General features: G+C 44.8%; 11 protein-coding genes. 6 read left to right on the top strand and 5 right to left on the bottom strand.

What is annotated here, in order from left to right; all coding sequences use genetic code 11:
• Window positions 1-26 precede the first annotated feature (26 nt).
• From ACO067_RS03260 to ACO067_RS03270, 3 genes are read right to left on the bottom strand one after another with little or no spacing between them, the layout of a single operon-like run.
• On the bottom strand, window positions 27-1,745 hold the full coding sequence (locus ACO067_RS03260) for a SusE domain-containing protein (protein WP_421870748.1): 1,719 nt from the start codon (window positions 1,743-1,745) through the stop codon (window positions 27-29).
• An 18-nt stretch (window positions 1,746-1,763) separates the two neighbouring features.
• Complete coding sequence (locus tag ACO067_RS03265) at window positions 1,764-3,317, bottom strand: RagB/SusD family nutrient uptake outer membrane protein (protein WP_421870751.1); 1,554 nt, start codon at window positions 3,315-3,317, stop codon at window positions 1,764-1,766.
• Between the two features lie 17 nt (window positions 3,318-3,334).
• On the bottom strand, window positions 3,335-6,292 hold the full coding sequence (locus ACO067_RS03270; RefSeq protein ID WP_421870754.1) for a SusC/RagA family TonB-linked outer membrane protein: 2,958 nt from the start codon (window positions 6,290-6,292) through the stop codon (window positions 3,335-3,337).
• 251 nt (window positions 6,293-6,543) lie between these two features.
• Here ACO067_RS03270 and ACO067_RS03275 point away from each other — a divergent pair, with 251 nt between their 5' ends.
• Together ACO067_RS03275 and ACO067_RS03280 are read left to right on the top strand one after the other, a co-directional pair.
• A complete protein-coding gene (locus ACO067_RS03275) occupies window positions 6,544-10,530 on the top strand; it encodes a two-component regulator propeller domain-containing protein (protein WP_421870757.1) in 3,987 nt (1,328 codons plus the stop codon).
• Window positions 10,531-10,680: 150 nt separating this feature from the next.
• Window positions 10,681-11,307 (top strand): carbonic anhydrase, encoded by a 627-nt coding sequence (locus ACO067_RS03280; RefSeq protein WP_421870760.1) that lies wholly within the window; start codon window positions 10,681-10,683, stop codon window positions 11,305-11,307.
• Window positions 11,308-11,363: 56 nt separating this feature from the next.
• On the opposite strand, the gene ACO067_RS03285 is transcribed toward ACO067_RS03280, so the two are convergent.
• Entirely contained in the window at window positions 11,364-14,378 is a 3,015-nt protein-coding gene (locus tag ACO067_RS03285) for a DUF2723 domain-containing protein (protein ID WP_421870763.1), read from the bottom strand.
• Between the two features lie 133 nt (window positions 14,379-14,511).
• On the opposite strand from ACO067_RS03285, the gene ACO067_RS03290 reads away from it, so the two are divergent.
• Complete coding sequence (locus ACO067_RS03290; RefSeq protein WP_421870765.1) at window positions 14,512-15,354, top strand: winged helix-turn-helix domain-containing protein; 843 nt, start codon at window positions 14,512-14,514, stop codon at window positions 15,352-15,354.
• Window positions 15,355-15,357: 3 nt separating this feature from the next.
• Here ACO067_RS03290 and ACO067_RS03295 read toward each other — a convergent pair whose 3' ends face one another.
• Window positions 15,358-15,867, bottom strand: a complete 510-nt coding sequence (locus ACO067_RS03295) for a hypothetical protein (RefSeq protein WP_421870768.1) — start codon at window positions 15,865-15,867, stop codon at window positions 15,358-15,360.
• Between the two features lie 157 nt (window positions 15,868-16,024).
• Here ACO067_RS03295 and ACO067_RS03300 point away from each other — a divergent pair, with 157 nt between their 5' ends.
• The 3 genes from ACO067_RS03300 to ACO067_RS03310 all read left to right on the top strand — a co-directional run bounded on the left by ACO067_RS03300 (window position 16,025) and on the right by ACO067_RS03310 (window position 18,920).
• Window positions 16,025-16,567, top strand: a complete 543-nt coding sequence (locus ACO067_RS03300) for a gluconate 2-dehydrogenase subunit 3 family protein (protein WP_421870772.1) — start codon at window positions 16,025-16,027, stop codon at window positions 16,565-16,567.
• Window positions 16,568-16,577: 10 nt separating this feature from the next.
• Window positions 16,578-18,284: a GMC oxidoreductase gene (locus tag ACO067_RS03305; RefSeq protein WP_421870775.1), complete on the top strand. Its 1,707-nt coding sequence runs from the start codon at window positions 16,578-16,580 to the stop codon at window positions 18,282-18,284.
• A 132-nt stretch (window positions 18,285-18,416) separates the two neighbouring features.
• On the top strand, window positions 18,417-18,920 hold the full coding sequence (locus ACO067_RS03310) for a hypothetical protein (RefSeq protein ID WP_421870778.1): 504 nt from the start codon (window positions 18,417-18,419) through the stop codon (window positions 18,918-18,920).
• The last annotated feature ends 3 nt before the right edge of the window (window positions 18,921-18,923 follow it).

The raw sequence follows: 18,923 nt of genomic DNA on the forward strand, positions 1-18,923 counted from the left end.
ACATTCGAGTCTTCACTTAATTCTATTTATTCAATTGTCAGGGTCTTGCTTTCAAAATCGGCAGTCACTTTGAAGGAGCCATCGGTCCCATTAAAGGTGATGTTGTCATCTCCATCTCCAGTGGCTTCAAGCGGTCCTGTAATCCCTCCGGTAAAATAACCTGCACCATAGGCATCAGACCAATTGTCCACCTCCTCAAAGAATCGGAAAGTAGATCCATTGGTGAAGGTGACATCTGTAGCCTCAAACACTCCATTGCCCATATCTGTGAATGCAGGTGAATTGGCAAATGTCCATCCTTGATCATCACCTACCAGGTACAGTGCAGGCGGATAAGCCGAATAGGGCTCTATGGTAACCGAATTATCGCTAAATGATACCGTGATGACATAGGTGCCATCAGTCCCATTGAAGACAAAATTATCATCACCATCACCTACGGACCCCAGGTCGTCATCTACGGTTTCAAAGTAACCATAGCCATAGGCATCAGACCAGTTGTCAACTTCTTCGAAGAAGCGGAATGTAGCTCCGTTAGTGAAATCAGCAGTGGCTTCAAAAACCCCTCCACCCTGATCGGTAAATACTGGTGAATTGGCAAATGTCCATTCCTGATCGTCTCCAACTAAGTATAACGCTGATGGGTAGGCAGATGCAATCTCGGAAGTGATCGTGTAATCATCCAGGTCTACTGTAACCAGGTACTCTGCCGTTTCTCCAGTAAAGATGAAATTATCATCACCATCACCTGCTGCGGTAAATGTCTCCGGCACGGAGCCTTCAGCAAAATATCCCGCGCCATACTGAGAGGCATTCCAGTCTGCTTTTTCGAACAGACGGAAGTAACCATCTTTTTGCAATGTAGCTGTTCCTTCGTATTTACCTCCACCCATATAAGCTAAAGAAGCTGCTCGCTGTAAATCCCATCCTTGTCCATCGCCGATCACGAATAAGGTTGGAAGTTCACTTTCTTCCATCACGATGGTTTTGGTGTTCAGATTAATGGTGATTTTGTATACTCCGGTAGCTCCTTCAAATAAGAAGTTGGAATCCCCATCCGCTCCATCTACTACGATATCCGGAATAGATCCACCTTCAAAGAAACTAAAGCCCCACTGCTCTGCATCCCACGATGGCGTTGCAAACATTCTGAACTTACCTGCTTCCTGAAACATGCCAATAGCCTCATAGGTACCCGGACCAGTACTGCTAACCTCTAACGCTGCACCTAAGTCCCAACCTTGTGCATCCCCAATAATGTAAATTGGAGGGAACACTGCTAAGTATGGAGTGATAGAGGTTGTTACTTCGTTGGTATATACTGGGTCTACCCCAGCCCCAACTGATGACATCACTCGAAATTTGATTCCGGCAGCTACATCGGGATCAAGGCCCATTCCTAACAGGGCATTGTTGACCACCCCAATGGTTGGTGATGCCGTGGTGCTTTGAGTTGTGACCAGATTGACCGGAGATGAGAAATCTCCACTAGCGGTATCCATCTGCAAGGTATAGGTGATGGATGCCTCAAAACCAAAGTCAGGGACATCCCAGGTAAATTCATTGAATACTTCCTGGCGTGTTTCAAACGTAAAGGTGTAATTGTCTGAAGAAGTGCCGGCCAAAGTATTGACTGAGATCTCCTCCTTCAAAGTCACTTTGTCCATGTCCTCTTCACATGACATTCCCACCAGGGCAATCACGATCAAGAAGAGGTAGCTCGTTATATTTTTGAATAGTTTCATATCGATTTCAGGTTAATATCAATAATCAGGATTTTGCTCTAGATTAGGATTAGCTCCAATCTCTGCAGATGGAATCGGGAACAAGTCTCTATGTGATGAAGATGGCGCCCCTTCTTGTACATTTCCCTTCCATGGCCATAGGTATTCACTTCCGGTGAATACGCCGAACCGAATCAAGTCTGTTCGTCTGTGACCTTCCCAAAATAGCTCTCTGCCTCGTTCATCCAGAATAAAATCAAGCGTCAATTGGGCATTGGTAATATTGCCAGAAGCATCGCCGTATGCACGTTCTCTTAATTCATTTACATAGGTCAAAGCCTGTGCTCTGGAGCCGCCAGACCCTCCTCTCAAAACAGCTTCTGCATACATGAGGTAAGCATCAGCCAAGCGGAACATAGGCCAGTCAGTATCTACAAATACTGGTTGATCTGTATCTGAAGGATCTCCATTGAGCTTTCTATTTCTGAACTTGGTAATGGCATAACCATCTGTAAACAAGCCGATATCATTGATTTCTAATGACTGTCCATCAGTCCAGAACAACGCGCGTCCGTCGTTATCCAAATCAAACTTGTTGACCAAAGCGGAAGTGGTTCTTAATCCAGCCCATGCTTCTCCAGTTCCCATCAGATCGTAAGTGGGCATGGATCCGCCAATCTGAGCATGAAGTAAGTAAACCATCCCTCCATAGCTTTGTGTATTGATCCCATCATAGGTGATCGGTAGGATCATCTCGGGACTGGTGTGATTATCAGCTACGAAGTTGTGCATGTAGTCATCAGCGAGCTCATAGGCCGAATTATTAATCTTATCCAATACTGCAATGCATTCGGTATATTTAGGCTCTCCGATATAGACTTCCGCGTTGAGGTAGAGTTTGGCTAGCACCATCCAGGCTGCGGCCCGGTCTGCTCTACCATACTCGAACCTTGGATCACCGAGATCATCCTCTATGGCAATCAGCTCCGATTCGATGTAATCAAATAAGTCTGCTCTGCTGATCTGCTCTGGAAAGAATGCTCCAGGTAAGTCTGCTTCCGTAACAAATGAAGGATTGCCGAACATATCTATCGCATGCGAATAGGCCAACGCTCTTAAGAATCTCGCCTCTGCGTGAAACGTGCTGATATCTGGATCCTCATTACCCTCTGTAACTCTAATGAATTCGTTACACAGAGCTACTGAATACATGATTCGAGAGTACATCGCCCCAATGAATACGTCTGTGGCTGTCCAGGTGTGCCAGTGTAGATCTTTAATGGTGGCATCATTCCAGGAAAGCACCGCCTCATCTGTAGTTAGCTCCTGACAGTTCCAGTACTGACGCAGGTAGTTTCCAAACCCTTCATCGATTCCTTCAATATCCGGAAGTCCTGCAGGTCCCTGCTGTCCGCTCAAAGCGAAGGTAGCATAGAGTTTTGCCAGACCTTTTTTGTAGTCTTCTACAGTTTCGTACACATTGGCCGAAGTGATGAGATTCGGATCAATCGGCTCTACATCCAGGTCATTCAGACACCCCGACATGGAGATAAGTGTGAAGACCATTACTAGTTGTATGATATATTTTTTCATGATTCTTTGCACTTTGATTAAAAGTTGAGGTTTAATCCTAGCAGATAAGTTCTAGGCCGTGGATAGATATTATTATCGATACCTCCGTTGACCTCAGGATCCAAACCAGAGTAGTTGGTCACTATGAAAGCATTCTGCACTGTAGCGCTAACCCGAGCCTCTACCGGACCAATATTTCCAAAAGTGTACCCAAGGCTAATATTGTCCAGCTTGAAGAAAGAAGCATTCTCCACGAACATGTCTGACCAGTATTGAGGATTGCTAAAGCCTCGCTCAGCAGCGGCTGATGGGATGTTGGAGAAGTAGCCAGTACTCACATACAAACCACCCAGAGTTGCTCCAGACTGGATGTTGTTGTAGACGTAGTTGTTGATGCTAAATCTTCCAGAGAATGAAAAGTCAAAGTTCTTGTAGTTCATTCTGGAGTTAACTCCTATCAACATTTCAGGCGCTGGGTTCTTGTAATGGTATTTGTTCAACTCATTACTGATCACCTCTCCTGGCTCTCCAGTCCTGTTCACATAGAGTCCTTCTATTGGAGCTCCATTGCTCCCATAAACTTGTTGGAACACATAGAAGGAATTGGCAGGATAACCTACTGTGTGGATTTGGATATTGTTACCAACCCCACCGCTGATTCCTCCAACCGCTACACCTTGATAATCAGGATCGTCGGTTTTAGTTAGCTTGGTAATTTCGTTGATGTTTCTGGTGATGTTCACACCTGCATTCCAGGTGAAGTTTTTAGTAGAAACTGGCACGCCGGATAGAGTCACTTCAAAACCTTTGTTTTCCATATTACCCACATTGGTAATCAGGTAATTGGAGAAGTTGCTACCTCCAGGAATGGGAATTCTGTTGATCAGATCCTCAGTGTTTCGCTGGTAAAGCTCCACCGATCCATAGATACGGTCTTTCAAGAAACCAAAATCTAAACCGATGTTGTATGTAGTCGTTTCCTCCCACTTAATGTTCGCATCGTATGGGTCGGGTCGAAGGGTATTGACAAACTCATCTCCAAACTGATAAGAGGCTCCTCCAATTGATTCCCGATAGATTGGTAAAGCGGGATACTGGTTATTGGTCACATCTTGCTGACCCGTGATTCCATATCCAGCTCGAAGTTTCAAATCAGAAACAAAGCTGTTGTTAGCCAGGAAAGATTCTTCACTTATTTTCCACCCTAGTGCCAATGAAGGAAATAATCCCCACTGGTTGTCTCCGGTAAATCGTGAGGATCCGTCGTTTCTCAAGGTAGCTGTAATCAGGTATTTATTAGCTAACACATAGTTCAAACGACCAAAGAAGGAGATCAGGTAATTTTCGTTTTTGAATTCCGAATCTTGTCTTACCTGTGTTTCATCGCCATTGCGATCAAATGTGGAGCCTTCTCTGTAAAAGTGTTGCCAGGAATAGCCTGTAGTAAACTGAATGTTGTGAACACCTACTTCCTTTTTATAAGCCAAATAGAAATCTAAGAGCTCAGAAGTATTCTCAGCTGTATAGTCCAGAAGTCTTCCATTACCACCGGCATAGTCTCTGTAAGTCCAGGTAGCTCCTTGCTCCACATCATCTATTCCATCAGTCATGGACTTGTCCAAACCTACGTTCAGGTTGGCTGACAAATCTTCAAAGAAAGGAAGCGTGTAGTCCAGTTGAACGTTTCCAATGAAGCGATTAACATCAGCCACATTGTTTCTCAGCTCGAGTAAGGAAACCGGATTACTCACAAATGTGATCGGTAATCCATCAGCATCCGTAAAGGCAAAAAAACCACCGAACTCATCGTTACCGCTATATATCGGCTGTGTAGGATCGTAACCTACTGCTGCGCCAACTGCCCCCTGATCTCCAAAATTGGTTTTGGCAAAAGTCTGTTTGGCATTCAGGTTCACTTTTAAGTGATCGTCTAGCAATGAGGGACTCAGATTAACTGCGAAAGAGTGCCGTTTGGTGTAAGTAGTCTTGAGTATCCCCTGTTGATCTGTATATCCATAAGAAACTCTAAATGGTATATCTGCCACCGACCCAGAAGCATTGATGTTGTGATCATGTGAGATGGATGTTCTGAACACTTCCTCTTGCCAATTGGTGTTTTCATTACCCAGTAGGTCCACGGCATTTTGATTGATTCCACTAAAACCTTGATCGTTGAGCTGGTTAACTAAGGCTCTATATTCATCCCCGTTAAGTACGTCTACAAACTCTATCGGCTCACTTACAGAGACTTTGGCATTGTAGTTAAACTGAGGAGCTCCATTTTGCCCTTTCTTAGTAGTGATGATGATCACGCCATTGGATGCGCGAGCTCCGTAGATGGCCGTAGCTGAGGCATCTTTCAACACGGTAAAGGTTTCTATATCATTGGGGTTAATAGTGGCTAGTGGATTAGAAATCCCACTCACATTGCTATTGTCCACTGGAAATCCATCGATCACAATTAATGGATCATTGTTGGCACTTAGCGAAGATCCTCCTCTTATTCTAATGGTAGCGCCCGATCCAGGAGCACCACTGTTGGTGGTAACAGAAACCCCCGCTACCCGACCAACCAGTAAATCCTGAGGGGAAGAAAGAACGCCCTTGTTGAAGTCCTTTGAATCAACAGTAGCTACTGCTCCAGTGAGGTCTTCCTTTTGGACCTGACCATAGCCTATCACTACTATTTCATTCAGTTCGGTCAGGTCCAGCTGCAAGGTCACATCCAGTTGAGCCTTACTTCCTACCTGATATTCCTGAGTTTGGTAACCTACAAAAGAGAAGGTAAGCGTGGCTCCATCCTCAGGCACCGTAATCGTATAGTTCCCATCCATATCCGAGATGGTACCATTGGTGGTGCCTTTCTCGAGGATGGTAACACCAGGTAACGACGCTCCATCATCTGATGAAGTCACCTTCCCTGAGACTTGTCGTTGGGCGAAAAGCCACCCACAACTAATTAAAGAAAGTGTAAATAATAAAGTAAACTTTTTCATAAATCATCATTTGGTATCCGTTGCACTTTTTTAGGTTTGATTTGTATCGCTAAAAGTAGACAGGGCCGATTCATGGGATGGAAAACTATCTTACACAGATTAGCACAAATAATACATGCCTAAAGAAAATGTTCAAATCAGCTTCTTCAAACACCTTTTATTTGGAAAATTTATGATCTAATGTGTTTAGATTGAAAATTCAGCGACTAGACAAACGACAAATGCCTACAGTCAACAAATTGACTTTTTTCATGATTTGGCTCGTCTTCACGGGAAGTGCCTTCTCTCAGGAAACGACCACCTTTTTCTCTAATCTGTCCGTCAGGGATGGTTTGCCATCGAATATCATCGCATGCATCGAACAAGATCAGTATGACTTCATTTGGATTGGGACGGGTAGCGGACTTGCTAGATACGATGGCTATCAATTCCAGATTTTCAAAAAAAATCAAAGCCCTAAAAGCCTTCCCTCAAACGAACTGAGTACGCTCCTTGCAGATGGTGACTTTTTGTGGATAGGTACCTGGCATGGTCTGTGCAAACTGAATCTGAAGACATTTGAAGTAACTCGAATAGATCTGGGTGAGGAGTTGGCGATTCGAGCGCTGAGTAAATCAGGTAATAACCTTTGGATCGGGACGGGTTCAGGCTTGTACCTGTATGACATGGATCAAAATACGTACAAGAGATTTTCTAGTGAACAACACCAACTGAGTCACAACACCATCCGATCGCTCTACCAGGACCATACTGGAAGACTTTGGGTCGGTACCTACGATGGGTTAAATGTTTGGGACGCACAGGAAAGTCGATTTGAAACAATTGACCTAAAGCGCACCAGCAAAGCAGGCCCTGATAATCTGTTGGTATTGGATATAAAGCCCGTGGACTCACACCTATGGGTTGGTACTGAAATTGGCTTGTATAAAGTCAGTATCGAAGACTATTCGAGCGTTCAAATACAAGAGAACTTTAGCAATGATGTGGTCAAGTGCATCTATCAGGATGAACGATCCAACCTGTGGCTTGGAACAGATTTTGGTCTAAATATTTATAACCCATCTTCTGGAGAGTTGGATGTGCAGTTTCACAATCCGAAACTGCTATACTCCATAGCCAACAATGTCATCTGGCAAATTTTTGAGGATCGAGCTGGAGTCATCTGGTTGGTAACCTCTAATGGACTTAGCAGGATCAATCGAGGTGGCAGCTTCTATACCTACCATGAAGTTTCTCGTCTATCCGGTCAGCAAGTGATTGGCAATCAGGTGAAGACCATCCTTCCAAATGGCAAGGATGAGCTATGGCTGGGAACACAAGATGGAGTCATCCAGGTAAATACTTCGAGTAAAGAACGCACTATTTTTGATGTCAATTCTGAGGTATCCAGTAGACTGTTGCTGAATAATGTCTTTGCTTTAGAGAAAGACCAACTGAATAGAATTTGGATTGGTACAGCTGGAGGAATCAATATCTGGAACACACAAACTCAAGAAATGAGTTACCTCACGGCTAACCCTTCCAACGGACTTACATCCAATTACATAGCCCAGTTTGCTCAGTCACCTAAAGGTGACATGTGGGTGAGTGCGTGGGAAGGCGGCCTCTATGAAGTGCAAGGAGATCTGCAAAAAACAGAACAACTCAAGTTTCAACCGGTACCGGACATCCTTGGACCTTCTGAAAAGGTAGTGTTTGGCGAGGAGGAATTATGGAAAATTGAATTCGATCAACTCTACAGAATTGACGCAAAAACAAAGGAAAAACAAGCCGTACCCGCTTTTACTGAAGTCTCTGGATCCAGCATGATTTATAGTCTGTATTATTCATCATCTGGTGATGTCTGGGCGGGCACAGTCAATGGGTTAATCCAATACAACACCCTAAGCGACTCTTGCAGCTTTCACCAGATCATCACAGGAGCTGATGTGATCATCAGCAGCATCATAGAAGACAATTCAGGCAATATATGGAGTACTTCCAACACCTCGGTACACCGCCTATCACCAGATGATGAATTAACCATTTTCCCTTTAGACAAAGACTTGCCACTGAAAAGTTTTTACTACGGATGTGCAGCCAAAACACAAGAAGGTCACCTGCTTTTCGGTGGTGACAATGGCTATATTTCGGTGGATCCGGATCAAGCTCAGCCTATCAGGTTTCAACCTGAAGTCTTCATTACAAGCTTGCAAATCAACAATAGCATTATTTCTCCTGGCGATGAGCTTAATGGACGGGTGGTGCTTCAAAACAATATCAGCTTCACAGATAAAATAGAGTTGGAATACGACCAGCGATCTGTCACCCTCGAGTTTTCCGCACTGCATCTCTGGCAACCATCCATGAATTTATACGCCTATCAAATGGAAGGTGTCGACAAAGACTGGAATTACGTTTCAGGACAAAAGAACTTCGCGGTTTATTCCAACCTGGCACCCGGTAGCTACCGATTCAAAGTGAGAGGTAGTAACAACTTTGGAGTCATGTCTACAGATGAAGCCACTCTGGACATTGTCATTGAGCCGCCTCTTCTATTAAGTCCCGTTTTCTTGATTGGTTATATGGTATTAGCCGCATTAATCACGCTATTCGGGTTGAGATTCTATAGTGCTAGGGTCCGTCTTCGCAATGAATTGCAAATCACCAAGCTGCAAAAAGAACACGCCGAAGAGCTGGAACAGACCAAAGAGCAATTCTTCACGAATATATCACATGAACTACGAACGCCAATCAGTTTGATATTACCTCCAATTCATGAAGTGCAGGCAAAAGGTCAACTCGATGAGCAAAGTCGACGATTGATCTCTCTGGCCGAGAAAAACAGTCTGAGGCTACTGAAACTAGTCAACCAAATCCTGGACTTTAACAAACTAGAAACGGAAACGCTGCAGCTTCACTTGTCGCCACTGGATCTTGTTGCCTTTTGCCGGGAGGTATTCGATCTGTTTTCAGATCAAGCCTACAGGCATCAAATCGACTTTTCGTTCTCTAGCGAGCAGGATGAACAAATCGTCTGGGTAGATGCCGAAAAGCTAGAGACCGTCTTATTCAACCTGCTCTCCAATGCGGTGAAATTTACCAGGGATGGCGGAGCTATTCAAGTTAACCTCTGGGTCGATCCGGAAGCCTTTGGAGAAGGTGCCTTTTCCATAGCTGTAAAAGATTCTGGAGTAGGCATATCAGAAGAAGATCAGAAGCGCATTTTCGATCGTTTTTATCAAACCAAAGACGGAAGAAATATCGACGCAAGTAGTGGAATTGGTCTAACACTGGCAGCTGAATATGTAGAACTGCATCACGGTGAAATAGAGGTCAAATCGGTAGTCAATGAGGGCACCACTTTCACTGTTAAACTTCCGCTTGGCAAGAATCATCTTCCGGTTGATACGGTTTCGGAAGAATCCATCAATATCAAAGCAACCCGCTCAGTCTATGCTTATCACGAAGGTCAGAAGGCCTATCAACTCGACCTAGACTCTGACAAGCCAACCATCCTTTTGGTAGAAGACAATCGTGATGTCATTGAGTTTATCCGAACCAGCCTGGCGCATCAATACAACTTCGTAACCGCGGAAAACGGAGAAGAAGGATTGAGTAAGGCTAACAACTTTATGCCGGAATTGATCATTTCAGACATCATGATGCCAATAATGGATGGATTAGAATTTTGCAAACGAATTAAGAGCAATCCCAAAACAAGTCATATCACTTTGATTCTTTTAACAGCCAAAAGTCTGGAAAACAATAAGTTAGAAGGCATCAGACATGGAGCGGACGTTTATTTAACCAAACCTTTTGAGATTCCTATGTTAGAGGCGCATATTACTAATCTCATCCGCCGGAAACAGGAGCTGACCAACTATTTCAGAAGCGAATTCATGACTCTCCAGGAAAAGTCTGATCATAAGGACAACCGAGATGTGAAATTCTTGAAAAAAGTAATGGACCTGATAGAGGCCAATATCAGTGAACCCAACTTCGGAGTAGAAGAGATCAGCAAGGAAATCGGACTGAGTGCCACCCACCTCTACCGAAAAGTAAAGGCACAAACTGGGCACTCCCCTCAAGAAATCATCAAAAAATATCGAATCAAAAAGGCTTCCCTAATGCTGAAAAACAATGAAGGTAACGTAAGTGAGACCATGTACAAGGTAGGGTTCTCCAGTGCCTCCTATTTCTCCAAATGCTTTAAAGCAGAATTCGGCATGACACCTAAAGAGTACCAGAATGGATGAAATGGATTGAGCATGTAATTAGTATCATTATTAATTCAAATGGAAATCAATCTTACGTTCTGATCAACCCATAACGTCATTAGTCCATGAATATCTTGTGAAATCAGGCTACTTTTGATAATATCACTTGAAACTACGAAAAAAGCACAAATGGAAATCAAACAGATATTTGAAAACAATCAGAAGTGGGTAGAAGATCGATTGAGCCTTGATCAGGATTATTTTGCTAATCTTTCCAAAGGACAAAGCCCAGAAATCCTGTACATAGGCTGCTCTGATAGTCGCGTGACGGCTGAAGAGCTCATGGGTGTGTCTCCAGGTGATGCGTTTGTCCATAGAAATATTGCCAACATGGTGCCCAACACCGACCTCAGTGCTATGTCAGTCATTGATTTTGCGGTCTTGCACCTCAAAGTAAATCACATTGTGGTTTGTGGACACTACTACTGCGGTGGGGTCAAAGCCGCCATGCAATCTCAGGATCTGGGGCTGCTCAACCCATGGCTTAGAAACATCCGTGATGTCTACAGATTGCACAAAAAAGAATTAAGCTCCATCACAGATGAAGACGCCCGGTACAAACGACTCGTTGAGCTCAACGTGCAAGAACAATGTATCAATGTCTGTAAAACAGCCAAAGTACAGCGAGCCTACCGCGATCGCGGAATTACCGTCCATGGTTGGGTCTTCGACATTCACTCTGGTAAGCTTATTGACCTGGAAATAGACTATGCGCAGATCATGAGCGACATTATGGAAATCTATCACCTCGATTGATCCGAAAAGTATTGATAAAGGCCAGCACAGCAGCTGGCCTTTTTTTGACCTTATTGTCAAAATCCTTTAGCCGACAATTGGCCTACCAACCGCTCATACGCCCTGGTCGACCCAGAGTCGTTGAGCAATCGTACGGTTTCTTGCAAAACCAATAAATCGTTCCTTGAGGGTGCTGTGCCTAAAGCCAGCTGACGCTTAATCTTGGCTTCCTGATGTGCATGTACTCTTCTTAGCAGTTTCTCTGACTTCTCAGATTGACCAGTAGACTTCAAAAACTGACTCAACTGTATGTCTGCATAGGAAGGTTCCAAATGCTCATAATACAGGTTATCTAAAGCATATTCGCTTAATTCCTTTACTTTCTCTTCTTCTCCCGCAGTGGCATAACTGCGAATCAGCTCATTGAAAGAAAATTTCAACGGATTGATCATTCGCGCAGTATAATCTTCATAGTTGAAGTAAACAGATGGATTGTAGAGATTGGTAAAGTCTGCATGCTCCACCAGGTTTTCATAAGTCTGCTCCTGATCCAGCGGAATCTCTCCCTCATGCCTGTTCGGTGTTAAGCGATAAACTAGCCCCTCCTGCACCACGTAAGGTTTCAAATCAATACTCAGGCTATTGATGGAAGTGAAGTTGAAATAGATGGGTCGCTCCCAATCGTTGGAATAAATCAAATCCAAAATCGCCATCTCACTTTTCGGAAGGTACGAACCACTCAGTTGTACGTGTAGGGTACCCTTGCTGGTGGGTACATTGATGGATCGTGAAGGAATGAAGTAGAGTTCCGACCCTGCGCCTTTGATCAATAGTTTGGGATTTCGTTGTTTCAAGGCAGCCATGTATTTACCCCAGTCAATGGCTGATTTGGTTTGCTCCCGCACATACACGGGATCGTAAGGACCGTATTCATTATCTCCTTCTTTCATGGTTAGTTGGAAAGCCGGCGACTCATAGTACGGTCTACTCAGTTGATCAATGTACCAATCTGCATTGAAATAGCTCAGCACTTTTACTCTTAAGTCGGTACGCACGCCTTCGACATCCTGCAAGTACCAAAGCGGAAAGGTATCGTTATCACCTCCTGTAAACAGAATGGCATTTTCCTCACAGCTCTCCAGAATACTGCGGGTGTACTGTGCCTGAAAGGTGCGGTCACTTCGATCATGATCGTCCCAGTTTTGATAAGCCATCCATGCCGGAATCACTAACAGGAAACCTGCGATATACTGATACTTTCTTTCACCCAACAAGCTACCCAGCCACATAGCTCCCATACCAATCCAAATGCAATAAGCGACATACGACCCTACATAGATGTAATCCCGCTCTCTTGGTTCATTTGGAGTTCCGTTAAGGTAAATGGTAAGCAAAAGCCCCGTAATCAAGAAGAAAGACAGGTTAGCAATGAAGGAGTTACGATCCTTTCTGAATTGAAAAAACAAACCGATCAATCCTAAAAGCAGCGGAATCATGAAGTACTGATTAGCAGCTCGGTTGTAACTAATCGCTGACCGATCGGCCACACCTTCCCATGGCTTCAGCCAACCGGTATGCTGCACATCGCTTACTCGACCCGCAAAATTCCAGAGCAAATACCTCCCATACATGTGTCCCAACTGATAGGTAAGCATAAACTTCAGGTTATCCGAAAAGCGAGGTTGCTCTCCTTCAGACAAGCCGGTCCAATCCTGATAGGTCTGTACGTGATTGGGTTCATTGCTGTAGATCCGAGGTAGGATGGTTTGTCGATCTGCTTCATACACATAACCAGGTACCTCTCCAACGGCTTCATAGCGATCTGCTTGTTTCAGATAAGACCGAGCTTTGTACTCCATGTCCACAATGCTCGCATCGAAATAAGGACCGTACAGCAGCGGTCTACTCGGATACGATTCCCGATTCATATACGGTTTGATCTTGGCCAGATTGCTGGGTGAAAACTCATTGATGGGTGGGAGTTTCGCGGAGCGAACAAACAGCATCAGATAAGGGGAAAAACCTGCAATGATGAGAGCCAATGCCAGCAATGGCACTCGAAAGCGTTCATACCGCTTCCAAATCCATAAACCAACCCCCAAAAGCACCGCCAAGACCAAAAACACTCCAGAATAAAAAGGCAACGACAGGTGATTGACAGCTAATAGATCTGCCTGAAAAACCCATTCAAACAGATCGACAGCTACTACCTTGCTCACAAAGAGGATTACAGCCACTCCCAGCCCAAAAGAAAGTGCCATTTGTTTCCAGTTTTGATTGGGCTCACGGAATCGCCAAATGAGAAAACACACTGGCAAAATCAAAATACTCATGGGATGGATGCAATAGGCCAAGCCTATCAGATAGCTGAGCAGATAAATTCGTCTTGTCTTGTGTTCTCCTTGCAGTGTCCTCCCTTTGATGGTCAACCAAATCAGCCACACCATGAAGAAAACGGAAGGTCCATAGGTCTCTGCCTCTACGGCTGAAAACCAGTAAGAATCCGAAAAAGTGAGCGTCAAGGCAGCGATTACTGCTCCAAGCGATACTACCCAGTTGGATCTTACCAGGTGCTGTCCAAAGTATGCCGTAATCAGATAAACCAATCCGACGGCCAATGCAGAAAAGAAACCAGCCATCAGATTAACAAACCAGGCGACCTCAGTGACCTCTCCAAGGGCCATCATGGAAAACAACCGACCAAGCAGCAAGGTCAGCGGAGTACCTGGCGTATGTGGTACTTGCAGCTTGTAAGCCGCAGCTATCGTTTCCGAACAGTCCCAGAGAGACGCAGTAGGCTCCAGTGTCGTCAGGTAAGTAATAAAAGCCACTAACACCACCAGTACCAGTCCAAGCCAATGCACCAAATTGGTCTTTATGGAGTCCTTCAACTCGCTAATCGAAACTCGATTGCTCAGCTCCCAAACTGGTAAAGCCAAACCAAGAAATAGCATCGGTGGTGCTATCCACAGCGTGAGTACTCCAAAACCATGCGGTTCAGGATCTAAAGACATAAGGATCAATGCCACTAGCTGCAATGTGGCCGCCAGAACAAATGCGCCATTGCGGCGAAGAAATGCTTGTGTTTTCATCTCACAAGCCTAGACGAGAGCGCAACAAAAGAGGGTTAAACAGTGTAAAGAAGTGTTAAACGAATGTTAAAATGAGCACAGACCTTCATTGTGACTTGCATTCCAGTTATTTTTAACCTTAAAAAAGAGCGTGTTGAAACATCGAATCATCCTTGGGAGCTTTGCACTGGTTATCGTTTTGTGCATTCATTCTTATTGGTTTACCAAATCATATGATGCGAATGCGACCACTTTTGACCACACCATATCGGCAGCATTGTATGAGGCTGGTGATACCATTTCCGGACAGGTGGTGGTCGAAAAGAAGTCCGCCAATTACTTCTACGTGACCAGCAAAACAGCCGTGACAAGTAAGACAGTTGACACCCTCATTGAGAAAGCATTCGCAGAGCGCAACATTGACCTGGATTATGAGATTGGCGTGTACAATGCTGCTGATGACTCACTGATCTACGTGACTCAGAAAAAAGCCAGTGAATCTCCAAAAGACATTACACCAGTTATCGAATCAGATGGTGTGCAAAAGAATTTTGCGGTGATGTTTCCTACTCGAAACAACTTCCTGATCGGTCAATCCGATTTGTGGAGCTTCGCAATAGGTCTGGCTATTCTGTTGGTTTGGATTGCGTCTCAATGGATCACTTTTCGGAAATCTGCCAGTACTGAGTTGAACCCATCGATTATCCAACTGGGTCGATGCACTCTTGACTTTCACAACCAACAACTAACCGTGGGTAAAGCCACCTTTGAACTTACTTACAAGGAAAACCAGATGCTCAAGCTCTTTTTCGAAAACCCAAATCAGGTGCTGGAGCGTGATATTTTCTTAAAAGAAGTATGGGAAAAAGACGGCTTCTTTGTCGCCCGAAGCATGGATGTCTTCATTTCCAGAATACGGAAATACCTACAATCAGATGCATCAATGAAAATCGAGAACCTAAGAGCGATCGGTTATCGCCTCAATGTGCGCGAGTAGCTCTTACTTGAGTATCCGCTCTATTTGCCGGCTGACGGATGCTTTGACTCCCGGTGAGAGAGTCTCCACATAGTGATCTTGGGCGATGTACTTTACTTCGTTGACCAATTCGGGATACTTCTGCAGCACCTTCATGATAAATCGAAAGGCCATCATTCTCACTGAGGGGATCTTCTTCACCGATTCCCAGACACCCATGCACTGATCAAACATGGCTCCTTCCTGATCCTCACCCAACTCCATTTTCGAAATCAATTTGATCAATTCACGCTGATGTCCATCCGACTTACCTTCAATAGCCGATATCAACTCATCGACAAAAGGTTTCAATCGGGAGTCATTCGGTTCGCAGTAGTGAAACAGCATCCAGCACGCCCTCCAGCATTGCGGCAAGGTGGTCGTTTGAGCAATTCGCACCACTTCTGACAATTCACTAGGATGCGAAGTAATGAAAGTTACTAAAGCCTGTTTATTGAGTGTTTGTGATAACAACTCCTCAGCAGAAATGGACATAATGACTGATTTACCAGGCTCAAGTTAGTACCAATCCACCTTGGAACGATTCTAAACCAATAAATTGCAGACAAAACTTACCATATCCCATCACATTGTGCCCCTGCCGATTGGAGACTTTTCGCTAATTTGATAAAGCATTTAACCTCCAAACCTGATGAAACGAAGAGAAGCACTTCAAAGCCTGGGACTGGCCTCAACTCACGCTTTATTCCCATCGATTTTGAGTGGCTTTATGGCCAGCTGCTCGGCTCCTACTGAGACTTCCGCCTCCACCTTTTTCTTTACCGAGGAGGAACAAGCGGCTGTGATCAAAGCCATAGATCTGATCTTGCCCGAAACCAACTCCAAAGCGGCAAGCTCCACCAATACCCACCTGTTTTTGGATGAGATCTTCGCCAAATGCTTAACCAGGGACCAGCAGCAGGTCATGAGAGAAGGGTTGTCTCAGTTAGTGTCAGCTATGCAAGCAAAGGAACCAAGAGCAGAACTAACAACCATTGACCAATCAGCCTTCTCTGGAAATGAAGAGGACGCCTGGTTCATGGCCTTCAAAAAATACACGCTCATCGGCTTTTTTACTTCCAAAGAAGGTGAAACTGTCGCTTCCAACTACGTAGCAGTACCCGGTGACTACCAGGGTGACACCAAGCTGGATGAAAACACCCTCAACTACGGAAATACCGCTTTAAGATTTTAACCCAATAACGATGCAGACTTATAACATCCTGGGAAAAGGCACCGAACAAAACACCTATGACGCGATAGTCATTGGATCTGGAATGAGTGGCGGAATTGCCGCCAAAGAGCTCACACATGCGGGTCTGAAAGTACTGGTCCTGGAAAAAGGACGCATGGTAGAGCATATCAAAGACTACCCCACTGAAAACACCGACCCATGGGATGTGCCACTGCGCAACATGGTGCCCGAGAAGGAAAAAGCCGATTATGAAGTCCAAAAAAACCTGTATTTGTTTGGGCAAAACATGAAGCACTTTTTGGTCAAGGACAGTGAGCATCCCTATGAGCAGGTGAAGCCGTTTACCTGGTATCGGGGCTACCACATGGGTGGACGTTCGCTGTTGTGGGCCAAGCATGTGTTCCGCCTCAGTGACTATGATTTCGAAGCACCTTTGAAGGATGGTATAGGTATCGACTGGCCAATACGCTACGCCGATATAGTTCCATGGTATGATTATATAGAGTCTTACATAGGAGTGAGTGGCAATAGAGACGGAATCCCTCAGCTACCAGATGGCCAGTTTATGACCCCTTTCAAGATGAATGTCTTTGAAAAGCACCTTCAGAAACGCATCAAGGAGGAATTTGCCGAGCGTCAACTGATCATCTCGCGTATGGCCATACTCACCGAAAACCATAATGGTCGCACCAAATGCCACAACCGGAACCTCTGCCACCGTGGCTGTGTGTTTGGAGCTTACTACTCCAGCAACTCCGCTTCACTACCTGATGCTGCCCGCACTGGCAACCTGACCATTCGCCCTTACAGCAATGTGGCAAAACTCATCTATGACAAAGACACCAACAAAGTAAAAGGTGTCCATGTCATTGATACAGAAACCGGGGAATCCACTGAGTATTTCTCCAGAATCCTCTTCTTGAATGCTTCTACACTGGCCAGTGCCCAGATCTTGATGCAATCCGCCAATGAGCAGTTTCCTGATGGGTTGGCCAACTCCAGTGGAACGCTGGGACATTACCTCATGGACCACCATGCCGGAATCGGTGCTACTGGCAGTTTTGAAGGACTTCAGGATCAATTTTATTATGGCCAACGACCCGCCAGCGTGTACATTCCACGATTTAGAAATATCCGGAGTCAGGAAAAAGATTTTGTCCGAGGCTTCAGCTTTGAAAATTACACCGGCCGTGAAGACTGGACACGTGGCTTTTATCAACCGGGCATTGGTGCCGAATGGAAGGAAAGCCTCACTAGACCTGGTAACTGGTGGGCATACTTTGAAGCATATGGTGAAACACTACCTGCATACAGCAATCAAGTCACACTGAGTAAAACCAAAAAGGACAAATGGGGCCTGCCTCTGTTAGAAATAGATATGGCTTATGGTCAAAACGAAGAGAAAATGCGCAAAGACATGCAGGCCACCGCTGTGGAAATGCTGCAGGCCAGTGGCCTGACGAACGTAAGCCCATTTGACTATGGCTGGATGCCCGGTTCGGTGATCCATGAAATGGGTACGGCACGAATGGGTCGAGATCCAAAGACCTCCGTATTGAATGGCTGGAATCAATCACATGATATCAGCAACCTGTTCATAACGGATGGTTCCTTCATGGCCTCTTCTCCTCCTCAAAATCCATCACTCACTTACATGGCCATGACTGCCAGAGCCTGTGATTATGCCGTGAAGGAAATGAAAAAAGGAACCATATGAGTTGAAAAAAGAATCTGCGCATACGGGAATCACGCATAGCAATGAGTAATTCCTGCGTTTTTCGAATTCCGAATTTCACGCTAACATCAGACCAATTAGGGAGAGACTTTTGTATGGTAAACCAAACTTACCATGAAAGCTTCCGCCATTACACTCATCATTACGCTCATTTATCTCGTTGAGGCCAATGGTCAACGACCCTTCGCCCGAACGTATGCCGAACGTACAAGCACTCATTTTCAATTTGGAGTAGCCGGAGGACTGGAACTGAAAAAAGGAATGGAGATCGGTGGATTCCTTCACAATGATCCCAGGCAAAATGAAGGTTCTAAAGCCACGGATATGGATGAAGGCAGCCAGACTTTTAATGGATATGGAGCTTACCTTTCTATACCACTGTTGAGACAGGAAGAGGCAGACATCCTCTTCAATCTAAGAGCGGGAAGTATCAACGGTCCAAGAATCACAGCATTACCAAGCGTACTCGCACAATACCATTTGTTTGAATTTGTGGAAATCGAACTGGGAATGAGCCTACAGCAGTGGAAACCGACAATCCTATCAGGTCTTAAAATCAGGTTTTCTGATATGAACTTAAGGACATTAGTCCGGCAACCATTCAAGAAATACATTTGAATT

It is taken from the genome of Marinoscillum sp. (assembly GCF_965229915.1).
In the GTDB taxonomy this organism is placed as follows: Bacteria; Bacteroidota; Bacteroidia; order Cytophagales; family Cyclobacteriaceae; genus Marinoscillum.

What these genes read in the sequence shown, in the direction of transcription:
- ACO067_RS03260 (WP_421870748.1), bottom strand. Translation starts at nt 1,745, where the DNA reads ATGAAACTATTCAAAAATATAACGAGCTACCTCTTCTTGATCGTGATT.
- ACO067_RS03265 (WP_421870751.1), bottom strand. Translation starts at nt 3,317, where the DNA reads ATGAAAAAATATATCATACAACTAGTAATGGTCTTCACACTTATCTCC.
- ACO067_RS03270 (WP_421870754.1), bottom strand. Translation starts at nt 6,292, where the DNA reads ATGAAAAAGTTTACTTTATTATTTACACTTTCTTTAATTAGTTGTGGG.
- ACO067_RS03275 (WP_421870757.1), top strand. Translation starts at nt 6,544, where the DNA reads ATGATTTGGCTCGTCTTCACGGGAAGTGCCTTCTCTCAGGAAACGACC.
- ACO067_RS03280 (WP_421870760.1), top strand. Translation starts at nt 10,681, where the DNA reads ATGGAAATCAAACAGATATTTGAAAACAATCAGAAGTGGGTAGAAGAT.
- ACO067_RS03285 (WP_421870763.1), bottom strand. Translation starts at nt 14,378, where the DNA reads ATGAAAACACAAGCATTTCTTCGCCGCAATGGCGCATTTGTTCTGGCG.
- ACO067_RS03295 (WP_421870768.1), bottom strand. Translation starts at nt 15,867, where the DNA reads ATGTCCATTTCTGCTGAGGAGTTGTTATCACAAACACTCAATAAACAG.
- ACO067_RS03300 (WP_421870772.1), top strand. Translation starts at nt 16,025, where the DNA reads ATGAAACGAAGAGAAGCACTTCAAAGCCTGGGACTGGCCTCAACTCAC.
- ACO067_RS03305 (WP_421870775.1), top strand. Translation starts at nt 16,578, where the DNA reads ATGCAGACTTATAACATCCTGGGAAAAGGCACCGAACAAAACACCTAT.
- ACO067_RS03310 (WP_421870778.1), top strand. Translation starts at nt 18,417, where the DNA reads ATGAAAGCTTCCGCCATTACACTCATCATTACGCTCATTTATCTCGTT.